We start from the raw sequence: 22,996 nt of genomic DNA, 5'->3' as shown, positions 1-22,996 counted from the left end.
AGAAGCTGCAGTCGGGCATAGATAAATTTTTCATTGAATGGAAGGCTAATAAGCTAGGCGTTCATGAATTTGGGAATGGGCGTGGGTTTCAATGAGTTTCGCAATTTGATTTTGCTCTAATTGCTGAAGCGCTGAAATTTCGTCATAAATCTTGTCTTGAACATCCAGCGGCATGCGAACATGCTCCATAAACATTCTAATTCCTAGCATGTCACCACTTTTGAAAAGTTGGCTGAATTCGGTGGCTTCTATCTCTATTAATGCATTCATAATACTTCACCCTAAGGTTGGATTTGACACAGATACAACAGTCTTGCTGTTACTTAAGAGATACGCCTAAGTTTGATCTAGGTCAATTAAACTGCATATTAATCTTTATTAATAAAGGATTTTGTTGTTTATAAATAATAGGTTATAGATTTAACAAAACAGTACTATTAAAAAATAGGGCTGTTTAAAACTGGGGATGTCGAGGTGAGCTTGGGTGAATAGTGAGTAATGTGATGTGGCAAGCTAAAGCGACATCACATTAAGTCTAGCGGATAAAAAAATAGCGACGAGCGATAAACGCTGGCCGCTATTTTTGTGATTAGGTATTTAAAAAACGCCTAGAAAGGGTGAAGCCTTATTTAGGGATAGCCAGAATCTGACAACCATTAATCCCTGCATTTTGCAGCGTATGACGCTTACGTTCTGCATCACGCTTACGTTCATAAGGACCTAAAGCGACTTTGTACCACACGCCAGTCGTACCTTCGACTTGTCTTACTTGCGCTTCTAAACCTTGGAAAGCGATGACAGCTTTCATCTCATTCGCCTGTGATTCTTGGCGGAAAGAAGCACATTGCAATTGATATTGCATTGGCGCTCGTGTTGCAACCACATCGGGAATATCGACCTCAACATGCTTGTTTTCAAGCTCATTGAGATAGGTCCATTCTTCCTTTGGTTGAGGCGGCAGAGCGTTAGGGTCCTTCTTCGGCGGCGCAACAGGCTCTGCTGCTTCCTCTTTCTCCACAGGAATAACGACGGCTTTACGCTCGGGTTCTTTCACTTTAGGAGTGAGCACCACATTTTCTTGCGGCTTCACTCGAGTTTCAGTTTTCTTGGCCGGAGTTGGCTGCGGCTTTTCTTCTTGTGGCGCATTATCTTTAATGCTCCATAGAAAATAGACGAAACAACCCACAGCGAGTATGACAAAGCCTATCAGCGTCAGCGGCAGCTTCTTACGCGGCGCTGATTTAGATTGTGAAGGCTTTGCTCGGGTTGGACGAGTCGCGCGGACTGGGCGCGGTTTAGCGCCCGACTGCGGCCTTCTATTGGCATAATCGCGATTACTCATGGCTTACATCCGCTCTAAGGTTTCGATACCGAGTAGATTTAGGCCTTTTTGTAACGTACGAGCCGTCAATTGTGCGAGTAATAAACGGCTATTCTTTTGCGCGTCGTTATCGGCGGCAAGTACGGGGCAGGCTTCGTAGAAGCTTGAGAAAGCACCCGCTAATTCATACAGGTAAGCGCACAATACGTGCGGTTGACCTTTATCGACTACGCGACTGAGGATCTCACCGAACTGTGCTAATTTGTTACCGAGATCTTTCTCTTTTTCATGCTCAAGCACGATTTTCGCTTGGCTCAAATCCAGATCAGTTACACGCTTGAAGATGCCCGCAACACGGGTGTAAGCGTACAGCAGGTAAGGCGCGGTATTGCCTTCGAAGCTGAGCATTTGTTCAAAGCTGAAAATGTAATCGCTGGTACGGTTTTTCGACAAATCAGCATATTTAACGGCACTGATCCCAACGACACGGGCGATTTCAGCCAGCGTGTTCTCATCCATATCTGGATTTTTGCTGCGAACGAGTTCTAGTGCGCGCACGTTTGCTTCTTCTAACAGGTCGACTAACTTAACGACGCCGCCGCTACGGGTTTTGAATGGACGGCCATCTTCGCCGTTCATAGTGCCAAAACCTAAGTGTTCCAATGACATATCTTCACGGACAAACTTAGCCAGCTTGGCTAGGCTAAAGACTTGTTGGAAATGCAGTGCCTGACGTAGGTCAACAAAATACAGTACGCGATCGGCTTTTAACACGTTCGAGCGGTAGCGCATTGCCGCAAGATCTGAGGTGGCATACAAGTAGCCGCCATCAGCTTTTTGGATGATCACTGGCAGTGGCTCACCTTCTTTATTGCGGAAGGCTTCTTGGAACACAACTTTGGCGCCGTTGCTTTCGGTTAATAAACCTTGGGCATCTAAATCTTTAACTACTTGTTCTAGATCGGCGTTATAGGCACTTTCACCGTGCACGTCGGCGCGGGTCAGGCTCACACCTAAACGGGCGTAGACTTCATGGCAGTGGCTTAACGAAATGTCGTTAAATTCGCGCCACAATTTGTTGCAATATTCGTCGCCAGATTGTAACTCAACCACTAATTGACGAGCGCGGGTGGCGAATTCTGCTGATTCGTCGAAGCGCAGTTTGGCTGCGCGGTAAAAGTTTTCTAAATCAGACAGTTCAACTTGAGCTTCTTCGCCATTTTTGGCGCGTAGCTCTTCCATATAGGCCAGCAACATACCAAATTGTGTGCCCCAGTCGCCCACATGGTTTTGACGGATAACCTTATGGCCCAAAAACTCCAGCGCACGCACCACACTGTCGCCAATGATGGTTGAACGTAGGTGACCTACGTGCATTTCTTTGGCGAGGTTGGGCGAAGAGTAATCGACAACAACGGTTTGTGGTGTCGGTAATTTAATACCTAAATGCTCATCGTTGACGGCATTTTGCAGTTGATCCGCTAAGGCGCTGTCGTTGATAAAAAAGTTGATAAAGCCAGGACCTGCAATTTCAACCTTAGCCACATAAGCCGAAGCCGGTAAGGTATCGATGATCAGTTGGGCTAATTCACGTGGATTCTTGCCCGCGACCTTGGTTAACATCATGGCTAAGTTGGTTGCCAAGTCGCCATGGCTCTTATCCTTGGTTCGATCTACCTGAATGCGCGCTTCAAAGTCAGCAGGCACAATACCTTGTTGTTTAAAGGATTCTAGAGTTTGTTCAAGTAATGATTGGATATGTGATTTCATGGGTTCTAATCGGCACTAACTTTAAGAGTGAATACAGGGAATAACCGCATATTTTAGCCGCTTGTGCTTAACAATTGCTATCTTCCCGATGATTTTTTATCAAATGGCGCTTAAATACTTATCAAATACTCGACTCAGAGGAGATCCTGCGGATCTCTGTCTAAGCTCCATCGGCAGCGTTTAGCTTCGAGCAGTTGTTCTACAAGCGGATGAATACGTTCAAACTCTTGCTGCAGACGGTTGCGGTTTTTAGCTTGGAATAGCAGTTGGCGACGGAACTTGCCGGCTTTTTTATCTAAGGGCGCTGGCATAGGACCAATCACCTCGAATTCTTTATCTTGCGGCAAGAGCGCGGCGAAGGCGTTGAGAAAGTTATCGGCATCACTGGCTAAATGCGCTTCGGCGCGTACCAACACCATGTGCCATGCTGGCGGCAGCAGTGCTTGTTGACGCTCTTTTAACTGGCTGCGAGCAAACTCACCATAACCGCGGTGTAGTAAATCCCGCAAAATGGGATTATCGCTCTGGTGAGTTTGCAATAATACCGTGCCGGGTTTACTGGCACGGCCCGCACGCCCAGCGACTTGGGTATAGAGTTGTCCAAAACGCTCGGGCGCGCGAAAATCGGCGCTAAATAAGGCACCATCGACATCGAGTAGCCCAACAAGTGTCACATCAGGGAAGTGATGGCCTTTAGCCAGCATTTGCGTGCCAACGAGGATTTTATATTCGCCCTTATGAATTGCATTTAAGTGGGTTTCTAATGAACCTTTAAGGCGGGTCGTATCGCGGTCGATGCGCACCACTGGATGTTTCGGAAACTCCTGTTGCAGCGCCTCGGCCAGTTGTTCAGTGCCTATACCTTGCCCCATCAGCATAGTGCTACCACATTTATGGCATTGCTTAGGGATAGCGTATTGATTGCCACAATGATGGCAGCAAATTTCGCCAAGAGATTGATGCACAGTGAAAAACGCATCGCAGCGGTCGCACTCGTGTAAGTGCCCACACTCGTGGCAAAGCAGGGCGGGTGCAAAGCCGCGGCGATTGAGAAACAGTAACACTTGGTTGCCTGCGTCTAAATGCAGACGGATTTCGTTCAGCAGCGGCACCGACATGCCTGCTTTTAACGGCATATTTTTAATGTCGATAATCCCTTGGCGCACTTTTTTAGCAGCGCCAGCGCGCTCACCCAATTGCAAATGATGGTAACGGCCACTTAAGGCATTTTGTAGACTTTCGAGTGAGGGGGTTGCCGTGCCTAATATCACAGGAATTGATTCTAAATGGCCACGCATGACTGCCAAGTCGCGGGCGTGATAACCGACGCCTTCCTGTTGCTTGAAGCTACTGTCGTGTTCTTCATCGAGTATGATGATGCCGGGATAGGCCATAGGCGTGAACAAGGCCGAGCGGGTGCCGATAATGATGGCGGCCTGACCGCAGCGGGCTTGGCGCCAAGCTTCGAGTCTTTGATTGTCGGTTAACCCTGAGTGCAATATGGCGACATTGACTTTAAAACGGCGCTTAAAGCGGTTGATTGTCTGGGGCGTTAAACCGATTTCAGGCACTAAAATTAACGCTTGCTTGCCTTGCTTAAGAATTTCTTCTAGCACCGCCAAATAGACTTCTGTTTTACCCGAACCGGTAATGCCTTCTAATAAAGTACAGTGATACCCTTGCTGCAGATTTAACGTGGCAACGGCGACGGCTTGTTCTTTATTGAGTTTATGCGGCGTTTCGTCCATTTCGAGTGTGGTGCGCCAGTCGAGGTTAAGCTCGGCGATTTTTTCGTGGCGTGCCACCCAGCCTTTATCTTCTAGGGCTTTAAGTGCCGCTTTACTGATATCTAAGCTGATCACTTCTTCTTGGGTTAAGCTGGCGGGTTTGAGTAACTCGAGTAATTTTTTCTGTGCGGGTGCTCGCTTAACCGCTTCGGGCGCAATATTTTGGCCTGGCTCAGTTAATTGCCAGAATTGGATCTTTTGCGGCGCGGCATCGAGCCCTTTACGTAGGGCCACAGGTAAGGCTTGGGTTAGCATCTGCCCTTGGCTGCAAAAATAGTATCTCGCGGCCCAAAGGGTTAATTTATAAAGTGATTCAGGCAACAAAGGTTTATCGTCGATAAACTCAAGCACAGACTTAATCTGCTTAGGCGCTAAGCTACATGTATCTGTGATACCTGTGACTAATCCGATTAATTGTTGACGACCGAAGGGGACTTTAACGCGCACGCCTATCTGCGGTGTACTAGGATAAGTTTCGGGTACGCGGTAGCTAAAGGTTTGCCGCATAGGCACAGGTAACGCAACTTCGACAAACAATGACATATGCTGGCAAGTCTTAGGCAAGAATGTGGTTTAGTGTACTCAGCGCGGCTGGCTAGGGCTAGCCCTAATGATGGTTTACCAAGGATAGTTGAGAGTAAATAAATGGCTAATATAGTGAAATCATTAGGTCTACTCGCGTTAGTGTGTAGCGCACAGAGCATGGCACAAGTCTCCCATGTGAGCGTTAACAGCCGCATGTTTGAGTTAGGTGGTTATCCTAAACTCAGGGTGAATGTGATTGCGGACAATCAAGACATGTCGCGCTTAGAGTTTGTGGTGCAGCAAGCCAGCGGCGAAGAAAAGTTAATGGTTGAGGCGCTTAATCGCTTTTTAGTTTTGCTCACGGGTGTTGAAGATGTAAAAGATGACAAGGCTAAACTCTTAGTGAGGGAGTATCGACTCGACCGTTGGTATGAGGTCAAAAGTATCAATCTATTTGGTGATGCTAAGCCAACATCGGCCGCGCTAACCGCAAAAGCGGCATCGGGCAGTAAAAATACGACGACAGCGCTAGTGCAAAAGCGTGCGGATAAAGTGAATGCTCAGCCTGTAAAAGCGGCCGCTGAATCCACACGAGTGTTGGAGGCTAAGCCTGCGACGGCGGTTATCGCGGCTGCAAATACTCATGTCGATACTCATGTAAATACTAAGCCCACAGTGCCAGCGCCTGAAGTCGTGACTGGTTTTAAATTCCCTGAAGCAGCGAATGAGCAAAATACACAGGTTGCTGAGGTAAAGCCTGTCGTTAAAATCTCTGAACCTGTAGCTGTTAAAACAACGCCTGCTGAAAATGTAGTGCCTGAGACTGTTATGTCTAGAATAGTGGCCACTGAAACAGTTAAGTCAACAAATAGCGAACTCCAAGTGAATGCTGCTGAAACGTCCCCAACAGCTTCGCAGACACCTGAACATTGTCAGTTAACTTATCTTGCAGGTGAGACCTTGTGGCGTATCGCGAATCGCTATGCCAACGATTGGGACGTGAGTGTTTATGGCGCTATGCTGGCGATCTACGAGGCGAATCCAGCGGCGTTCTCAAAAAATAAAATCAACGCACTCAAGAGTAATGCGGCTCTGTCCTGTCCTTCAAAAATGATTTTGGCACAGCACACTAACGCCAAAGAGGCGCAGGCGGTGTTTGAAGCTAAAGAGGCGGGAAAATGAAGCGGCGAACTAAAGTCAAAATAGACGCAGAATAACCGTCAAACGCTCAGATAATCTACTTGTATCCCTTGTGGGTATGCTGTACCATTCTGCGCCCTAAACATATTGTTATTAACATGCATGTGGTGTCCGACTACGGGTTGGAAGAGCGACATGGCCTTACACTTTTGAGGTAACCCCAATGAAACCAGGTATCCACCCAACATACGCTATCATCACTGCAAACTGTACTTGTGGTAACGTTATCAAAGTAAACTCTACTGCTGGTAAAGATCTGCATTTAGACGTATGTGGTGCTTGTCACCCATTCTACACTGGTACACAAAAAGTTGTTGATACTGGCGGTCGTATTGACAAATTCAACAAGCGCTTCGCAGTGCTTGCAAAGAAATAATTGCGATTGCAATGTTTCTAGAAAAGGCGCCTATGGCGCCTTTTTGCTTTCTGTCATTTGCCGAACTGCTTTATTTACGCCTATCTTAATACTTATGTTAAATCTCCCATCTGGTACGACTTCACTCAATTAATCGTCAACTGATTGAGTATTGCGAGTTCAAGTATGTAATTCGACTTATTTATAGCAATTAACTATAAGATAAATATGCTAGCCGTTATATATTGTAATTTAACCAACATTTTTGAGATTAACTCGCTACAACTAGCGCTATAACTACAAAATATATGTTTGTTTCCTACAAAATATATTAAGAAATGCAGCTTTATTATAGGAGATAAGTTTATAAAACTAAGCTTAGAGGTGATATTTGCAGGCTAAAGTGAAATTTCTGAATCTCTTATTTAAAAATCCCCCTTATTGGCGTATCTTACCCCGACCAGCCAGACTATTAACATCACCCTTTGGTGAGACTAGATGTGTGTTGGTAGGCCTTACTCTCATAAATTATAAATGTCGCATTTCAGGATTTTAAAATGTCAGATATTCGTCAACAAGCACTCGATTATCATGAATTTCCAATACCAGGCAAAACCGCAGTTTGCCTTACCAAACCTGCCGAAACGAGTCACGATCTCGCTCTAGCTTATAGCCCTGGTGTGGCTGAGCCTGTGCGTGAAATCGCGGCTAATCCTGACAATGCGTATCGTTATACCAATAAAGGTAATACGGTTGCCGTGATTACTAATGGTACGGCGATCTTAGGTTTAGGCAATTTAGGCCCCTTGGCTTCTAAACCTGTGATGGAAGGCAAAGCATTATTGTTCAAGCATTTTGCAAATATCGATTCGACAGATATTGAGATCACCCACAATACGCCTGAAGAATTTATCAATACAGTTGCAGCGATTGCTGACACTTTTGGTGGTATCAATCTTGAAGATATTAAAGCGCCCGAATGCTTTGTTATCGAACGTGAATTGATTGCCCGTTGTAAAGTGCCGGTATTCCATGACGATCAGCACGGCACCGCAATTGTGACTGCGGCGGGTATGATTAATGCGCTGGAAATTCAAGGCAAGTTGATCAGCGACGCAACGTTTGTGTGTATGGGCGCCGGTGCTGCTGCCATTGCTTGTATGACTATGTTGGTCAAATGTGGTGCGAATCGCGCTAACATTTATATGCTAGACACTAAAGGTGTTATTCATTCTGGCCGTACGGATCTTAATGAATATAAAGCGCTATTTGCGAATGATACCGATAAACGCACGCTTCTTGATGTTATTAAAGGCGCAGACGTGTTTTTAGGTCTATCAGGTCCTGACGTGATTGGTGCAGAAGAAGTTGCGCTGATGGCTGATAAGCCGGTGATTTTTGCCTGTTCTAACCCAGATCCTGAAATCAAACCGGCACTGGCTCACGCAACGCGTAGCGATTTGATCATGGGTACGGGTCGCAGCGATTATCCAAACCAAGTGAATAACGTATTGTGTTTCCCGTTTATTTTCCGTGGTGCCTTGGATGTACGTGCGTCATGCATTAATGATGAGATGAAAATCGCCGCAGTTCATGCCATTGCTGCACTGGCAAAAGAGCCTGTGCCTGCGAGTGTATTAAAGGCTTATCCTAATGTGACTTCACTGAGTTTTGGCCCTGAATATGTGCTACCAAAACCTATGGACCCACGTTTGTTGCCTAATGTTGCCCGTGCGGTTGCACAAGCGGCGATTGACTCTGGTGTCGCTGCTATCCCTACTTTACCTAAATACGCTGACTAAGCTAAAAGTGGTAAAAACATCGAAAAGAGGCTAATTAGCCTCTTTTTTGTTTTTAAGTGGACATTAAAGTCACAGCGTCTTGGTTGCCTTTTAGGTTATGCTACTGAATAATCAACGGACAACTTTGTTGTACTCCTGTTAAAATCGCACAAATAATTATAATAATCCTGCAGGATAGCGGATAGATGAAATTCACCCGAATGTTAACTACAAAATTAACCAGCTTTTGGTTAATGTCATTAGCCGCTATTGCCTTCGTATTTTTGCTTAGCGCTATGATGAGTTTCGTGCAGCTGACCTATAAATTTCAGCAGCAAAAAGTCGCCGAACTCGAAACTATGTTAGTGGACCAATATCAACACCAACCCGATTGGGATTTGGAAGCTTGGCTGCCGCCCATGCTGCTCGCCTACAATGCTGTTGATTTTCGGCTGACCTTGAAAGATGAAGTGATCTTTGCCTATGAAGGCAATCTCACTACGCAAAATCCCATGGTGTATGATCATGTGTTAGATCCAAAATCTGGTCTGCGTATGCAGCTGACCTTGACCCAACCCTTCGAGCATTACACTTTTAGTTGGTATGAAATCCTCATCCTGTTGGTCGGTGTGTTAGCTGTAGCTGCCTTAGTGCGTTTTGGCTATTTATGGTTTTCCCAGCAATTGGATGGCATTGAAGAATTAGCCTTACGCAGTCGATTGATCTTGCAAGGTAAGCACGAGCAAGCACTCGCGACTCCCGGAAATGGCAAGCCAAGGCTGATTAACCGTGCTTTGACCAAGTTGTTAGAAGAATTACATGACGCACAAAAAGAGCGCGGTCGTTTTGACAAGTTCATTCGTTCTAATACCTTTCTCGATGCGGAAACGCGCATTGGTAATCGACTTTTCTTAAATAACCGTCTCGACGCCCTTAGTCATAATCAGGCGATGCTCGCCCATGGGGTGATTTATTTATTAGAGATGGATGATCTGGATTTACTGCAGCAATCCCAAGGTGAAGCGGTAACCAAAGAGTTATTAAACTCAACCGTCAACGCGATAAGCCAACTGTTACAAACCCAAGCTAACAGTATTTTTGCCCGTCGTTCCCACAATCAATTTGCCATAGTCGTGCCGCAAATCTCGTTAATTGAAGCCGACCAATTCGCCAGTAAGTTGCTTAAGATATGTTTGAGCCAGCCTTTACCCGAAGTCGACAATAGCGATAACTTTTTCCACCTCGGATGCGCTTATTTTACCGCAGGCGACAATGCAGCGCAGTTAATTGAAGAAGCCGATATGGCTTTGAGGGCGGCACAATTACAGGGCAATAGTAATTGGTTTATGTACGACAAAGGCGCGATTGATGAAGAGTTTGCTAAAGGCTCAGTGCGTTGGCGCAGCTTTTTAGAAAACGCGTTAGTGCAAAGGCGATTCTTCCCCTTTAGCCAGCCGATAATTGATTCAGATGGTAATGAGCACCATAAAGAGATATTTACTCGGGCGCGGGATAATCAAGGAGCGCTAATTCGTGCCACACTGTTTATTCCAATGGCGAATAAATGTGGTTTAATGCCGCAAGTCGAACGGCAAATTATTGAGCGGGTATTATTGTTACTGTCGAATGAATTAGTGGGTGGCGTACAGAATACTCAAACAAATAAAAAACCAGCGTCACAGATATACAGTATTAATCTGAGTTTGGATTCGCTAATGAGTCGAGCTTTTACCCAATGGCTAAAAACGACGCTGTTAGAATATCGCCATCTGACCACGCGACTGATTTTCGAAGTGTCGGAAGATATCGTTATTCAACATCAAGAAAAGTTGCAGCCTAAATTAGATATGATCCGTAAAATGGGCGCGAGATTATGCGTCGATCATGTGGGCCAGCAGGTCGTTGGCACTTACTATATTCGTGAATGTCATTTTGATCTAATTAAGCTACATAGATCGATTGTGCGGCATATTCATTTACGCCCAGAAAACCAATTATTCATCCGTAGCTTGATTGGCGGTTTGTATCGAACGGAAGTGCAAGTTTGTGCCGAAGGGGTTGAAGTCTTCGAAGAATGGCAGACACTGCAAATCCTTGGCGTTGGCGCAGCGCAGGGAATGTATTTCAGTGAACCCATTGAAGCTAAGTAAGGCAAGTGCGGTATTTGGGTGACTAATGTCGTCTTAGAGACAAATAGATCCTATTATTCACGTATTTATCTATAAAATACGAGTATTTGCAGCTAAACTATTCAGTGCCAAAATAATGACGTTTGCCGTTTAAATTAGGTATAAAGCAGCTCATAGGGCAAGGAACACTGGAGAGTGGAGTGACAGGAAGTTTAAGCATAAGAGACTACTCACGCTTTTAAATTCAGTTGGTTACAGGCATCTTTATGGAAAAAAGTCTTATAGGTCGACTCGCCTTTTGGCAGAAAAGAACGGATCCGACTAGCCTTGGCGTCTATGTTTGTGCCGATAAATTATGGGTTTACGCACCTGCTCAAGGGGATAGTGCTGAGCAGTGGTTGCCGTTTGAGCTTAAAGATGAACACTGGTCATCGGCGTTTGCTGCCGTCGCTAAATCCTTCCCTAATGCCCAGTTACAACTGATTTTGGCTTCAGGGCTCTATCAATTACTGCTGACCGATAAACCCAATGTCGATACTGTCGAATTATCCCAAGCCTTGCTGTGGTCAATTAAAGACATGGTTACGCTACCTGTGCCGCAAATCCATTTAGACTATTTCGAGTCACCCATTCCCAGTAATAAAATCAATGTGGTGGTGGTCGATAAAGCTAAACTCGTGAGTATGGTGCAGGTCATTCATGAACAAAATTTACAACTTATCGGTATCAGTATCGAAGAGTTAGCCATGACCAACTTATTTGGTGATGACAACCAAGCTCGTCTGGTGGTCAGCCATATTCCAGGGCAAGAGTTGTTATTGACTGTGGTTAAGCAAGGTCAGCTGTATATGCAGCGGCGTGTGCGCGGATTTACTCAGCTGGATAAGACCCAAGCCGATGAGTTAACTTATGGCATGGCAGACAATTTAAGCTTAGAGATTCAGCGCTCTATGGATTACTTTGAAAGCCAGTTAAGACAAGCTCCGGTATCTTCTATTGAACTTCTCGCCGATGGTGCCGTGGATACTTTAGCTAAGCTAGTGTCGGCAAACTTTAATCAGGCTGTGAATGTTATCGATAAAAGCTGTGTTGGCGCGCGAATGGCGGGATTAGCCTTTGCCGAATTTTCCAGAGGTGCTGAGTGATTAAATACCGAGTCAATCTCTACACTCCTTCCTTACTTCCGCCGAAGCAAAGATTAACCTTTGCACGTTTGGGGGCTTATGCTGCAGGATTTTTGGTCCTATTTGCGGCTTTAGGCGGTTATAGCTACTGGCAAGTCAGTGAGCTGCAACAGGCTCAGCAATTGGCTGCCCAGCAAAAGCTGCAATTCGATACCCAAAAACAGGCATTAGAAGCACAAATTGCAGCGCGTAAACCCGATGCCGAACTCGTTGCGCGAGTCGATTTAGCGGCACAACAGTTAGAGCTGAAGCAGTTACTCATGGATGAATTGAGCCTTAGGGCCTCTCTAACCAGCCGAGGTTTTGCGCCTGTACTTAAAGATTTAGCGGTCGTGTCGGATGCGAGCGTGTGGCTTAGTCATATCGTCATTAATGAGCAAGATTTTATGTTCGAAGGTTTTGCCGACCATCCTCAAAGCATTCCGCAGTGGATTGGCAAACTTAAAACAACGCAGACTTTAAAGGGGCAAGCTTTCTCGTCGATGAGTATGGATCGCGGTGAAGATAAACCTTTGGCCTTTACCTTGAAGAGCGATAACAAGGAGGAGGCCACGCAATGAAGCAAAAGTTAGCCCAACTAGGGCAACAGTTTGATGCGTTAAGTCGCCGCGAGCGAGTGCTGATCTCAGTCGCCATTCTGGCCGTGGTCGGTATGCTGAGTTATTTACCCTTAGAGTCCCTGTGGAAAAACCATGTGGCGTTGTCACAACAGCTAAAAGCCTTAGAGCAAGAAAACGCGATTTCGGCCCAGCAGGTTGACTTGTATCAGCAACGTTTAGCGTTAGATCCCAATCAAGATTACCAACAGCGTTTAGTCTTGTTAGAGCAACAGAATCAAGTCTTAGATGCCCAGCTCAATGAGCAGATGGTGGACATGGTGCCTGCAGACTATATGCCAGAGTTACTGGGAAATTTACTGGGACAAGTGCAAGGGATTAAATTAATTAAGTTTATGTCGATTGCACCCATTCCTCTGTTGGCTGTGGGTGAAGAGAAGAAACTCAATCTGTATAGCCATGGTATTCGTATGAGCTTAGAGGGCGATTATTTCTCTGTGCTGCGCTTTGTGGAAGCCGTAGAGGCCATGCCAGATAAACTTTATTGGAAGCGTCTCGACTATAAAGTTGCAGAATATCCCCAAGCGACAGTAGAGATTGAACTTTATACCTTGAGTATTAATAAGGACTTTATCAGTGTCTCTAAATAAGTCTTATATTATCAATGTGTTGTTATTACTCAGCAGCCCTATAGCGTCTGCTGAATCACTGCGCGACCCTACCTTGCCTGGTAAAGGTTTTGCCGTGGTCGGTCATGCGAGCCAAGCGCAGGCTCAGGCAATGGTACTTAACAGCATAGTGAGTTCAGGCAACACGGCTTATGCTGTGATAAATAACAAAATATTGTCTGTTGGCGACAGCATTGAGGGGCAGAGTATCGTCAAGATCACCCCCACTTATGTGTCGCTGTCCGATGGACGGAAATTGACATTGTTTCAAGCAATAACAGAGAGATAGGGAATACACCTCAGATGAAAGCGATTAAATACTTTACACCTCTGCTCTCACTTTGCCTTGTGGCGTGTCAGACCACAAATAGGCCACAGCCGGAGGCGAGTAAGGCGGCACTAGCGGCCTCAATGGCGACGGCTACGGCATCAACGACGCCACCGCCTGCGACTATGCCGGATGCGGTTCAGCGAGAATTGAATTCTGGCGCTTTACTGTCAGGTTTAACCCCTGCGCTGGAAACTGAGCGCCGTTTCGATGTCTCTGCCCATGATGTGGATGCTAAAGTATTTTTTCCAAGCTTAGTCCAAGGTACGCCGCTGAGTGTTGCCGTGCATCCTGATGTGCAAGGTACGATTTCGCTATCCCTTAAAGGTGTAACCTTAAGCGAAGCGATTCAAGTGGTTGAAGATATCTACGGTTACGAAGTGAGCCGTGAAGGGCGTATTCTAAGAGTGTTCCCCGCTGGAATGCGTACTGAGACTTTCCCGCTGAATTATCTTTATATGGAGCGTGATGGCTTATCAGTGACTTCAGTGAGTTCTGGACGCATTTCCGATAGCAATAATTCCAATAGCAATTCGAGCAATAACAACTCAAATAATAGTGGTTCGAGTAATAACAGCTCCAACAGCAGTAATGGTAATAACTCCAGCAGCAATGGCAGCAGCGATAGCAGTAACGGCACATTTATCCGCTCGCGCACTAAGACTGATTTTTGGGGCGAGCTGAAAGAAACGCTGACGGCGATTATTGGTGACACAGGAAATGGGCGGCAAGTGGTGGTTACGCCGCAGGCGGGTTTAGTGACCATTCGTGCTTTCCCAAGTGAATTACGCCAAGTTCGCACTTTCTTAAATTCCGCCGAGAGTCATCTGCAGCGCCAAGTAATCTTGGAGGCTAAGATCATCGAAGTCACATTATCTGATGGCTATCAGCAAGGTATCCAATGGGAGAATGTGCTGGGTCATGTCGGCAATACGAATGTGAATTTTGGGACTTCGAAAGGCCCTGGTTTAAGCGATAAAATCACTTCGGCGATTGGTGGTGTGACCTCGCTGAGTATTAAAGGCTCCGACTTTACGACCATGATCAATCTATTAGATACCCAAGGCGATGTGGATGTATTGTCTAGCCCAAGGGTGACTGCATCGAATAATCAAAAAGCTGTGATTAAAGTCGGTACCGATGAGTATTTTGTCACTGACGTTTCATCGACCACAGTAGCGGGCGCAACGCCTGTGACCACTCCACAAGTCGAGCTCACGCCGTTTTTCTCAGGCATTGCCTTAGATGTCACGCCGCAAATTGATAGTGACGGTAATGTGTTATTGCACGTGCATCCATCCGTTATCGATGTGAAAGAGCAGACTAAAGATATCAAAGTGAGTGATGCTTCGTTGGAGCTACCTTTAGCACAGAGTGAAATTCGCGAGTCTGATACCGTTATCCGCGCCGCTTCCGGTGACGTAGTCATCATAGGTGGCTTGATGAAGAGCGAAAATACCGAAGTCGTCTCGCAAGTGCCCTTGTTGGGTGATATTCCTTTCCTCGGGGAATTGTTTAAAAACCGCAGCAAGCAAAAGAAGAAAACCGAGCTGATTATTCTGTTAAAACCTACGGTAGTTGGCGTCGATACCTGGAAAACTGAGCTACAACGTTCTAAGACCTTATTAGATCGTTGGTATCCGGAGACAAAATAAGCTTCTATGTATCAGAAGCATTTTGGCCTAAGCCAAACCCCATTTTCATTGACACCCAATACCGGATTTTTTTTCGGCCTATCGCCACACGTAGAAGCCTTGCAAGTGTTGCAAACTGCGCTACAAACGGGTGAAGGTTTTATCAAGGTGACAGGGGAAGTGGGGACAGGTAAAACTCTGATTTGCCGCAAGCTTATCAATGAATTACCGACTAAGTTCCATTGCGCTTATCTACCCAATCCTTACCTCACGCCTGCAGAGTTACGCTGGGCGGTGGCGAGTGAGTTAGGCCTTAAATACGCCAGCAATATCGACCAGCAGCAGCTCACTGGGCTTATCCAGCAGCAGCTTTTAGCTTTGAGCGCCCATGGTCACGCCATCGTATTAGTGCTCGATGAAGCGCAGGCATTGCCGGACGAGAGTTTAGAGGCGCTGCGGTTATTCACTAATCTCGAAACCGAGACGCGTAAGTTATTGCAGGTGGTGTTATTTGGGCAACCCGAACTTGATGAAAGACTTAAACGCCAAGAATTCAGGCAATTAAGACAACGTATTACTTTTAGCTACAACCTTCGCCCACTGACATGGGATGAAACCGATGCTTATATTCGTCACAGATTAGCCATAGCAGGGCGTGCGGGCGAACCACTCTTTACATCACGGGAAACACGTCAGATTGCCTATGCGTCCCGAGGGATCCCCAGATTGATCAATATTCTTGCCCACAAAGCCTTGTTACTGAGTTTCGGCGAGGGCGCTACGCGTGTGCAAACCTCCCACGTTAAAGCGGCGATTCAAGACACTGAAGATGCGAGCGTGCGCCGATTATTGTCGTGGAAATGGCTACCTTTTTTCACTCTGATAACTGTGGTGTTCGGTTTGGGATTACAACACGTTTTGAGGAGTGTTGTATGAGCGTGATCAACAAGATGTTGCAGGATCTCGACAAACGTCAGCAGGGGCACGAACTCAGTAACGTCACTCAACCGCAGGTGCAATATTTAGCTCGCAGGCGTTCATCATCTCACTGGCTGTTACTCTGTGGTGTGTCACTGCTGCTCGGTGGCGGCGCGGTTTATGGCTGGCAATTTTTCATGGCAAAGCCTGCAGAAGCGACAGCTTCAGCTCAAGTGCAGGAACAACATAGATTTACCGCTAAAACTGAGCCTGTACGGATGGAGAGTGTTGCCTCAAACGAATCTGCACCTAACGTCGATGCCGCTGCTGAACCATTGAAGCTTGCGACGACACAGAAGATTGCGGCAGCGATGACAGCGAATAGTGAAGAGTTTGAACCAAGTGCCACCGAAGTGGCATCGAGTCAGGCACCAGAATTGGGAACAGCAAAAGAGGCTGAGCATGAGCAACAAGCTCAGTCGCAACCACAACAAAAACCACAAGCAGATGTGAGCCTTGCACTCGCAGATGATCAGATCGATACGGTAAGCGAGCCAAGCCATTCGCAGCCAAGCCACTCGCAGCCAAATCGTGCGACATCGAGTGTGCGTAGCGCCGAGGTCACTGTAGCTGCGCCCTCTGCGTTAATGATGTCGGAGCGGGCCAGTGTGGCCGCCGATAATGAAAGTAATGCGAGTAATGGGCTTAACGTACAAGAAGTTAAAGCTGATGCAGGCGCTAATCGACTTGCGCCCAAAGAACAAGGGCAAATGGCGATTACTGAGGTGAAGCTAACCCCAAAGCAGCTAGCAAAGAAGCGGTTTACACTTGCGAGTGAGGCTGAAAAGGATGGCAAGCTCAAAGATGCCATTAGTTATTATGAACAAACATTAGCGCTTGAGCCCAGTATGCACGAAGCGCGCAAGCAGTTAGCTGCGCTGCATTATGGCCAAGGTCAATTAGCCAAAGCCAGCGAAGTGTTGCAGCAAGGTATGCTGTTATTCCCGCAGCAATTAGACTTTGCCTTATTGCTCGCTCGGGTTCAGCAAGCCGCTGGTCAGGCTGATCTCGCATTAGCGACGTTAGCCAACATACCTGATACGCATCCGCTGGCGAGACAAAAGTGGATGGCACAATCGGATTTGGCGCAAAAGCTAGGGCAGTTTTCCGTGTCGGAAGAAGCCTACAGGCAGTTATTACAACAAGAACCTCAACAGGCTAAATGGTGGATGGGACTGGCTTATGCGCTTGATTCGCAGCAGCAATTTACCCAAGCACGCCAAGCCTATCGGACTGCATTAGGCCACAGAGGCTTATCGGCGCAGGCGAGTGCCTTTATCGAACAACGTTTGACTCAGCTAGGAGATAGCCAATGAAACCCAGATTAAAAATGCGTTTGGGCGATCTGTTAGTTCAAGAAGCCATTATTACCGAAGCGCAGTTGCAACAGGCGTTAGGCGAGCAGCGCAATACGGGCAAAAAACTGGGCCGTACCCTCATTGATTTGCAATCGATTACTGAGCATCAGTTGCTGCAGTTCTTGTCGCAACAATTGAATGTGCCTTTGCTTGATATCAGTAAAATGCCAATCCCAGCGGAAGTCGTGCATCTTATTCCTGAGGTGCAAGCCCGACGTTTCCGCGCTTTAGCGGTTGAAGACAGGGGCGATAGCGTACTGGTAGCTATGAGTGATCCAGCCGATTTGCAGGCGCTCGATCACCTCGAAATGCTTATCGCACCTAAGCGTTTGAAGTTAGCGGTAGCGCCCGAGCAGCAACTGCTACAAGCGTTTGATAACTTATATCGCCGTACAGACCAAATTGCTCAGATCGCCGGTAAGCTCGAAGAAGAATACGCCGCCGATGAGATGTTCGATTTAGCCAGCCTGACTTCTGGCGACAGTGACAATGAAACCACAGTGGTTAAGTTACTGCAGTCGATTTTTGAGGATGCAGTGCAAATGCGCGCTTCGGATATTCATATCGAACCCGGTGATAAAGCCCTACGTATTCGCCAGCGTATCGATGGTCAGTTACACGAAACGATTCTGAATGAAGTTAATATTGCCGCGGCTTTAGTGTTGCGACTTAAGTTGATGGCGGGTCTCGATATTTCTGAAAAACGTTTGCCGCAGGATGGCCGTTTTCATATGGAAATTAAAGGTCACCATATCGATGTGCGTATGTCGACCATGCCGATTTACCACGGTGAATCTGTGGTAATGCGTTTACTCGACCAATCGGCGGGGTTATTGACCCTAAACGAAACTGGTATGCCACCCGCAATTTTGGCGCGTATTCGTAAACAGATTAAACGCCCCCACGGCATGTTGTTGGTCACTGGTCCCACGGGTAGCGGTAAAACCACCACTTTGTACGGTATTTTGAGCGAGCTCAATACTGCCGACCGTAAGATCATCACAGTGGAAGATCCGGTCGAGTATCAATTGCCACGGATAAACCAAGTGCAAGTTAACCATAAGATTGGCTTGAACTTTTCCAACGTATTGCGCACCACCTTACGTCAAGACCCCGATATCATCATGGTCGGGGAAATGCGTGATCAAGAAACCGTTGAGATTGGCCTGAGGGGCGCATTAACGGGTCACTTTGTGCTATCGACCTTGCACACTAACGATGCGGTCACCAGTGCGCTGCGTTTGCTCGATATGGGCGCCGCCAGTTATTTAGTTGCCAGTGCCTTAAGGGTGATTATTGCCCAGCGTTTAGTGCGACGTGTTTGTCATAACTGTGGCGTTGAGTATCAGCCGACACCGCAGGAAAAAGCCTGGCTGAGTAGCGTGAGTCGCAAAGATTTTACCCATGCAAACTTTAGAATCGGTACCGGTTGCCAGAGTTGTAACGGCAGTGGTTATCGTGGCCGTATTGGTATTTTTGAGATCCTCGAGCTCGACGAAAAGATGATCGATGCGATGCGTACCGGTAATCCGCAGGATTTCGCCAGAGCCGCGTTGCAGAGCCCTAACTTTACCCCGCTCGCCGAGTCAGCGTTGCAATATTTGAGTGAAGGCATGACGACCATTGAAGAGGTGGCTAAGCTGGTAGAGGACGTGAGTGAATCTCAGATACCTTTGTCGAAGGATATTATTAGCCAACAAGGCGTTGAGGCGTAATTATGCCGATTTATCAATACCGTGGACGCAGTGGTCAAGGTCAGTCTGTTACGGGACAATTGGATGCCGCGTCGGAAAGTGCTGCCGCTGACATGCTATTGGCGCGGGGGATTATTCCCCTCGAAGTCAAAGTCGCTAAAGTGGTTAAGTCATTCTCACTGGCCCAGCTGTTTGGTGGAAAAGTTGCGTTAGAAGAATTACAGATCTTTACTCGGCAAATGTATTCTCTGACTCGTTCTGGCATCCCGATTTTACGGGCGATTGCGGGGTTGTCTGAAACCGCGCATTCCCAGCGGATGAAAGATGCGCTCAACGATATTTCTGAGCAGCTCACCGCAGGACGGCCCTTGTCATCATCCATGAATCAACATCCCGATGTATTTGATTCCTTGTTTGTTTCTATGGTGCACGTGGGAGAAAACACAGGTAAGTTAGAAGATGCCTTTATTCAGCTTTCGGGTTATATCGAGCGTGAGCAGGAAACGCGGCGACGAATTAAATCGGCCATGCGTTATCCCATGTTTGTATTGATTTCGATAGCACTCGCTATGGTGATCCTCAATATCATGGTGATCCCTAAGTTCGCCGAGATGTTTTCCCGCTTTGGCGCTGACTTACCTTGGGCGACAAAAGTGTTGATAGGTACATCGAATCTGTTTGTGAATTATTGGGCGCTGATGTTGGTGGCGCTGATTGGCACTATCATTGGCATCCGTTATTGGCACCATACGGAAAAGGGCGAGAAACAGTGGGATAAGTGGAAACTGCACATCCCCGCCGTAGGATCGATTATCGAGCGTTCGACGTTAGCCCGTTATTGTCGCAGTTTCTCTATGATGCTGAGCGCTGGCGTGCCGATGACGCAGGCCCTAAGTTTAGTGGCTGATGCGGTAGATAATGCCTACATGCACGACAAAATAGTCGGTATGCGCCGTGGGATTGAGTCTGGTGACTCTATGTTAAGGGTATCGAATCAGAGCAAGTTATTTACGCCACTAGTGCTGCAAATGGTGGCCGTGGGTGAAGAAACAGGGCAAATCGATCAATTACTCAATGATGCGGCAGACTTCTATGAGGGCGAAGTAGACTATGATTTAAAGAACCTCACCGCTAAATTGGAGCCTATTTTGATCGGTTTTGTGGCCGTGATTGTTCTCGTGTTGGCCTTAGGGATATACCTGCCCATGTGGGATATGCTCAATGTGGTCAAGGGCGGTAAATAATCGATATGGAAAATGTTTATCTCCTCTCTTATGTGTGGGGCTGAGGTTAAATGCAGACTCAGCAAAAGGCAGAAAGCGATCTATTACGCCTCTATGGGCGTATGATAACCATAGGGTTAGTGTTGGTTATCATGGCGGTGATTGGTGCTAAGTACTTTTTTACCCTACCGCAAATCGCTGCCCGTGGATTAGAAGTCGATCATGCACGTTTTTTAAATGTGCTGGTGATGGTGCGCTCCCAATGGCTATCTTTGGGCAAGCCGCCGCAGATGCAGTTGAATTGGGAGGCGTTTGACAACATATCCAAAGACACTGAGTTTAGTGTCGTCGATATCAATAGTTTAGGATGGCCACAACCTAAACAGTTAAACGGCCAAGGTTGCCAAGATTTGTGGCAGCAACTTATGGGTGCCAAAGTGGATAACGCAGGGCTGGTTGCTGATTATTTAGTTAAGGATAACAGCTGTCACTATCGGTCGCACAATGGCGATAGTTTAGGCTATCAACTGAACTCTGGCAGGGTCATTTTTTTGACTGCACCCTAAAATATTGTTAACTCAAAGGCTTTTTAAAATTGATTTAGCTGTTAGAATAAAATTTCTTAAGTATGGGGCATATATATGAAAACTAAGCAAACAGGTTTCTCATTAATAGAGCTTGTGATTGTGATTGTGATTTTAGGGCTACTCGCCGCAACCGCGATCCCACGATTCTTAAATGTCACCGATGATGCTGAAGACGCCAGTGTTGACGGCGTGGCCGGTGGTTTATCGACTGCCGTTAGCTTTGTACGTTCGCAGTGGGAAGTCGATGGGCGCCAAAATAGCAGTGTGATCTTAGATGGTACGTCAGTTTCGCTCGATCCTCGTTTTGGTTATCCAACGGGAACTTCAGTGACGGATGTGACTGCTATGACTGATGCGAGTTGCCAACAAGTATTTAATACCGTGCTGCAGAGCGCTCCTCGTAATGTGCTCTACACTCAAGATGCGCGTAATCAACGTTATACCGTGCGCGTTATTGATGGCGCAGGTGGTAGCGCTAATTCGATTACAGGTACTGTCGTTGCTGGTTTAGATTTATGTGTTTATCACCAAGTGGCTTCACTGGTGCTAAATCAAACAACTGGCGTACCTACTCCTACACCGGATTTATCAACAGCTGGTGCGAAAGGAATCGTGTATAACCCAGGCACAGGTAAAGTGCTAAGCTTTACTCAAACGCCATTCACGCCGTAGTTATAGAGGCGTGGAATTAGGCATTTAGAATTGTTATTAAATAGGTAGTTAAGAATGAAAAGACAACAAGGTTTTACCTTAATTGAGTTAGTCGTAGTGATCATTATCTTAGGTATTCTTGCTGTCACAGCGGCCCCTAAGTTTATTAATCTTCAATCTGATGCACGTAAATCGACAGTTGAGGGTGTTAAAGCTGCCTTACAAGGTGCGAATACTCTGATTTATTCAAAGGCAGCCATCCAAGGTTTAGGTAAGGCTGCTGATGAAAGTGTTGTTATTGGTAAAAGTGGTGCTGCAGATATTGTAGTAACAGCTGATTTTGGTTACTTGAATAGCAAGACTAGTTCTGCAGTTGTTCAAACTAACCTTGAAAAAGCCTTGGATATGAAATTTGATGCATTGGCGACAGGTACTGTAGGTACAGTAAATGATTTTGGGGTTGTGTACAAAAGTGCTACATCTTTCATTATTGTTCCTAAGGGAAAGAAAGACACTGAAGACTGCCGTTTAGAATATACACCTGCAACTAGCACTACATTACCTGTGTATTTAGTTGTAGCTACCGCGTGTTAATGGAGTTTCGCAGAATGAAAAAGCAAAATGGTTTTACATTAATCGAATTAGTGGTTGTAATTATTATTCTAGGCATTTTGGCTGTTACTGCAGCACCTAAGTTTATTAATCTGCAAGGTGATGCGCGAGTGTCTGCGCTGAATGGTCTGAAGGCCTCCATCCAAGGAGCAAATACTTTAGTCTATTCAAAAGCAGCGCTTGCAGGTTTAGAGAAAGGAACAAACCAATCTGTTGTTTTAAGCGGAGATGCAACAGCTACGCCTAGTACTGCTGTATTAGTCACTACCGACTATGGTTATATGAGAGCTTCTCTAAATAACTTTAAAAATTCATTGGATATTACTATCAGCGAAGGTACAACACCGACTGGTGCTACAACTGATTGGGTCGTAGATACTACAACTACATCAGGTAAAGCTAAGTTCTGGCAGGCAGGTGCGCCAGCAACGTGTTTTATTGAATATACACCTGCTACAGCAACTGTAGCTCCAACATTTACTGCAACACCTGCAGCTTCGGCTTGTTAATTTTAGTTATATGTAAAGGCCTGCCTAGCAGGCCTTTTTTTTAGGCCAGCTATTTATGAGTTTGTTGGTTGTAATAAAATGAATTTGCTAATTATTTCTTTTGTTTAGGCGAAATATTTGCCTTAATAATTAAGTTGATAGAAAC

The 22,996-nt window shown here is 46.2% G+C and carries 21 protein-coding genes; 17 read left to right on the top strand and 4 right to left on the bottom strand.

Going from position 1 to position 22,996, the window contains the following annotated elements:
* Positions 1–45: 45 nt before the first annotated feature.
* The 4 genes from Q4Q50_RS21520 to priA form a co-directional block, all read right to left on the bottom strand.
* Positions 46–270: a hypothetical protein gene (locus Q4Q50_RS21520; RefSeq protein WP_006083282.1), complete on the bottom strand. Its 225-nt coding sequence runs from the start codon at positions 268–270 to the stop codon at positions 46–48.
* 355 nt (positions 271–625) lie between these two features.
* Positions 626–1,342 (bottom strand): SPOR domain-containing protein, encoded by a 717-nt coding sequence (locus tag Q4Q50_RS21515; protein ID WP_311901067.1) that lies wholly within the window; start codon positions 1,340–1,342, stop codon positions 626–628.
* A 3-nt stretch (positions 1,343–1,345) separates the two neighbouring features.
* Positions 1,346–3,091, bottom strand: a complete 1,746-nt coding sequence (gene argS / locus Q4Q50_RS21510; protein ID WP_311901066.1) for an arginine--tRNA ligase — start codon at positions 3,089–3,091, stop codon at positions 1,346–1,348.
* Positions 3,092–3,225: 134 nt separating this feature from the next.
* A complete protein-coding gene (gene priA / locus Q4Q50_RS21505; RefSeq protein WP_311901065.1) occupies positions 3,226–5,421 on the bottom strand; it encodes a primosomal protein N' in 2,196 nt (731 codons plus the stop codon).
* A 102-nt stretch (positions 5,422–5,523) separates the two neighbouring features.
* Here priA and Q4Q50_RS21500 point away from each other — a divergent pair, with 102 nt between their 5' ends.
* The 17 genes from Q4Q50_RS21500 (at position 5,524) to Q4Q50_RS21420 (ending at position 22,851) form a co-directional block, all read left to right on the top strand.
* Positions 5,524–6,585, top strand: coding sequence for a FimV/HubP family polar landmark protein (locus Q4Q50_RS21500; RefSeq protein ID WP_311901064.1), 1,062 nt, complete (start codon positions 5,524–5,526; stop codon positions 6,583–6,585).
* Between the two features lie 181 nt (positions 6,586–6,766).
* Positions 6,767–6,979: a 50S ribosomal protein L31 gene (gene rpmE / locus Q4Q50_RS21495; protein WP_063883331.1), complete on the top strand. Its 213-nt coding sequence runs from the start codon at positions 6,767–6,769 to the stop codon at positions 6,977–6,979.
* A gap of 536 nt (positions 6,980–7,515) precedes the next feature.
* Complete coding sequence (locus tag Q4Q50_RS21490; RefSeq protein ID WP_006083276.1) at positions 7,516–8,760, top strand: malic enzyme-like NAD(P)-binding protein; 1,245 nt, start codon at positions 7,516–7,518, stop codon at positions 8,758–8,760.
* A 185-nt stretch (positions 8,761–8,945) separates the two neighbouring features.
* Positions 8,946–10,889: an RNase E specificity factor CsrD gene (gene csrD / locus Q4Q50_RS21485; protein ID WP_311901063.1), complete on the top strand. Its 1,944-nt coding sequence runs from the start codon at positions 8,946–8,948 to the stop codon at positions 10,887–10,889.
* 245 nt (positions 10,890–11,134) lie between these two features.
* On the top strand, positions 11,135–12,013 hold the full coding sequence (locus Q4Q50_RS21480) for an MSHA biogenesis protein MshI (protein WP_259586648.1): 879 nt from the start codon (positions 11,135–11,137) through the stop codon (positions 12,011–12,013).
* On the top strand, positions 12,010–12,612 hold the full coding sequence (locus tag Q4Q50_RS21475; RefSeq protein WP_311901062.1) for a PilN family protein: 603 nt from the start codon (positions 12,010–12,012) through the stop codon (positions 12,610–12,612). The genes Q4Q50_RS21480 and Q4Q50_RS21475 overlap by 4 nt, the downstream gene beginning before the upstream one ends.
* Positions 12,609–13,259 (top strand): MSHA biogenesis protein MshJ, encoded by a 651-nt coding sequence (locus tag Q4Q50_RS21470; protein ID WP_311901061.1) that lies wholly within the window; start codon positions 12,609–12,611, stop codon positions 13,257–13,259. The genes Q4Q50_RS21475 and Q4Q50_RS21470 overlap by 4 nt, the downstream gene beginning before the upstream one ends.
* Positions 13,246–13,566: an MSHA biogenesis protein MshK gene (locus Q4Q50_RS21465; protein ID WP_311901060.1), complete on the top strand. Its 321-nt coding sequence runs from the start codon at positions 13,246–13,248 to the stop codon at positions 13,564–13,566. The genes Q4Q50_RS21470 and Q4Q50_RS21465 overlap by 14 nt, the downstream gene beginning before the upstream one ends.
* A 14-nt stretch (positions 13,567–13,580) precedes the next feature.
* A complete protein-coding gene (gene mshL, locus Q4Q50_RS21460; protein WP_311901059.1) occupies positions 13,581–15,260 on the top strand; it encodes a pilus (MSHA type) biogenesis protein MshL in 1,680 nt (559 codons plus the stop codon).
* A gap of 6 nt (positions 15,261–15,266) precedes the next feature.
* Entirely contained in the window at positions 15,267–16,175 is a 909-nt protein-coding gene (locus Q4Q50_RS21455) for an ExeA family protein (RefSeq protein WP_311901058.1), read from the top strand.
* Positions 16,172–17,533 (top strand): tetratricopeptide repeat protein, encoded by a 1,362-nt coding sequence (locus Q4Q50_RS21450; RefSeq protein ID WP_311901056.1) that lies wholly within the window; start codon positions 16,172–16,174, stop codon positions 17,531–17,533. The genes Q4Q50_RS21455 and Q4Q50_RS21450 overlap by 4 nt, the downstream gene beginning before the upstream one ends.
* A complete protein-coding gene (locus tag Q4Q50_RS21445; RefSeq protein WP_115335629.1) occupies positions 17,530–19,290 on the top strand; it encodes a GspE/PulE family protein in 1,761 nt (586 codons plus the stop codon). Before Q4Q50_RS21450 ends, Q4Q50_RS21445 begins: the two co-directional genes overlap by 4 nt.
* A 2-nt stretch (positions 19,291–19,292) precedes the next feature.
* Positions 19,293–20,513 carry a type II secretion system F family protein gene (locus tag Q4Q50_RS21440; protein ID WP_006083266.1) on the top strand — a complete coding sequence of 407 codons (1,221 nt, stop codon included), beginning with the start codon at positions 19,293–19,295 and terminating at the stop codon, positions 20,511–20,513.
* Positions 20,514–20,563: 50 nt separating this feature from the next.
* On the top strand, positions 20,564–21,058 hold the full coding sequence (locus Q4Q50_RS21435; protein WP_126491076.1) for an MSHA biogenesis protein MshF: 495 nt from the start codon (positions 20,564–20,566) through the stop codon (positions 21,056–21,058).
* 75 nt (positions 21,059–21,133) lie between these two features.
* Positions 21,134–21,751: a prepilin-type N-terminal cleavage/methylation domain-containing protein gene (locus Q4Q50_RS21430; protein WP_311901053.1), complete on the top strand. Its 618-nt coding sequence runs from the start codon at positions 21,134–21,136 to the stop codon at positions 21,749–21,751.
* A gap of 54 nt (positions 21,752–21,805) precedes the next feature.
* Positions 21,806–22,324 carry a type II secretion system protein gene (locus Q4Q50_RS21425; protein ID WP_311901051.1) on the top strand — a complete coding sequence of 173 codons (519 nt, stop codon included), beginning with the start codon at positions 21,806–21,808 and terminating at the stop codon, positions 22,322–22,324.
* A gap of 14 nt (positions 22,325–22,338) precedes the next feature.
* Positions 22,339–22,851, top strand: coding sequence for a type II secretion system protein (locus Q4Q50_RS21420; protein ID WP_311901049.1), 513 nt, complete (start codon positions 22,339–22,341; stop codon positions 22,849–22,851).
* Positions 22,852–22,996 lie beyond the last annotated feature (145 nt).

The organism is Shewanella scandinavica (genome assembly GCF_031932065.1).
GTDB lineage: Bacteria > Pseudomonadota > Gammaproteobacteria > Enterobacterales > Shewanellaceae > Shewanella > Shewanella baltica.
Note: the sequence above shows the minus strand (reverse complement) of the source record. Positions and strands in the feature narration are given on the sequence as shown.